Origin of the sequence: Anaerofustis stercorihominis (assembly GCF_005844425.1) — a bacterium.
GTDB classification, from domain to species: Bacteria; Bacillota; Clostridia; order Eubacteriales; family Anaerofustaceae; genus Anaerofustis; species Anaerofustis butyriciformans.
In genome coordinates this window covers 1-1,522 of sequence record NZ_SPHL01000078.1, presented here as the reverse complement: position 1 = coordinate 1,522, position 1,522 = coordinate 1, and the positions used below count along the sequence as shown (strand labels likewise).

2 protein-coding genes and 1 pseudogene are annotated in these 1,522 nt (G+C 23.7%); all 3 read right to left on the bottom strand.

Translation table 11 applies throughout. The annotated features are described in order from the left end of the window. Positions 1-193: pseudogene (locus FGQ49_RS10210) on the bottom strand (ABC transporter permease); the annotation flags it as partial. Continuing rightward, the gene (locus FGQ49_RS10205; protein WP_138269760.1) at positions 186-1,073 is read right to left on the bottom strand and encodes an ABC transporter ATP-binding protein; all 888 of its coding nucleotides are present in this window, start codon (positions 1,071-1,073) and stop codon (positions 186-188) included. The pseudogene FGQ49_RS10210 and the gene FGQ49_RS10205, both read right to left, overlap by 8 nt. 20 nt (positions 1,074-1,093) lie before the next feature. Continuing rightward, the coding region (locus FGQ49_RS10495; RefSeq protein ID WP_171020694.1) for a TetR/AcrR family transcriptional regulator at positions 1,094-1,522 on the bottom strand (429 nt) is incomplete at its 5' end.

The following is a 1,522-nucleotide window of genomic DNA, read 5'->3' as shown; positions in this document are numbered from 1 at the left end:
TACCCGTATTAGACATATTAAAAGCAGAAAAAATACCTGACATACTTTCTGACATCATTTTTAAACTTTCCCCAAGTTTTGGATCAAACATACTTACTATCATCGAAGAATATAGAGTCAAAATAGCCATAAATATAAATAATATTTTATAATTAGATTTTATTTCTTTCTTTAAAAGTACTAAATTAATCATTTTTTTCTCCTTCATAATAATGCATAAATAGTTCTTCAAGACTTAAAGGTTTTATATCCATATCAACGACGTTAAACTTAGATAATAATTTTATTAGTTTATCTAAATTTTGTTTTACGTTAATTTTAACAGTATCTCCTTTAGGGTGAATATTCTTAAATAATGCAGTAAATCTCATAGCTTCTTTTTCATCTGCAAATTTAATAATAAAATGTTTGCTTTTTTGTTTAGTTAAAGAACTTATTTTTTCATTTAATACAAGTCTTCCTTCTTTTATGATAACGCTTCTATCACAGGTTTTTTCAATTTCTTCAAATATATGGGAAGACATTAAAATTGTAGCTCCTCGTTTTTTTTCTTCTAAAATTAAATCGATAAACTTATTTTGCATTAATGGATCTAATCCGCTTGTAGGTTCATCTAAAATTAAAATATCAGGATAATTCATAAAGGCACATATAATTGCAATTTTTTGTTTCATACCTTTTGACATTTTTTTAATACGCCCTGAAGCATTTAATTCAAACATTTCCTTAAGCTGATTAATTCTTACAAAATCTTCTACACCTTTCATTTTTGCAATAAAATTAATAAACTCATCGCCTTTCATATCATCCATTAAAGTATTTTCTCCGGGTAAATATCCTAAATTGGTATTAATTATTTTACTATTAAAAAAAGGATCCAACCCATTAACTTCTACACTACCTTTATCCGGTTTAATAAATCCAAGTAATGTTCTTATCGTTGTCGTTTTTCCTGCTCCGTTTGGGCCTAAAAATCCCATTATTTCACCTTTTTGAACGTTAAAACTTAAATCAAAAACGCCTTTATTGTCTCCATAATCTTTAGTAATGTTATTTACTTCGATAATATTCATTTCACTCTCCATAATTAAATTTATTTATAAAAATACTTTTTTAATAATTCCATAATTTCATCAAATTCTAAAATGATATCAGAAGATTTAATTTCTTCATCCCTCATTAATTTTTCATGCAAATATCCATCCATAATCCAAATAAAAATTTTATATATCATAAACAAATCATTTTTATCTTTAAATTTTGATACATCTATATTATAAAAATATTTCTCATATGATTCATTAAATTGTTCTACTATAAGTTTTTTTATTTCACTGATGATATTTTTATCACTGCAATAATAACTTCTAATGCAAAAATCAAGTATATATGGATTTTCTTTTACTAAATCTAACTTTATTTTTACGGCATAATTCATTAAATCAAAAGAATCTTTTATTTGAGTTATTTTATCTTTTGATATTCTATTTTCAATTATTTTTATTATATTATCTATTAAAAA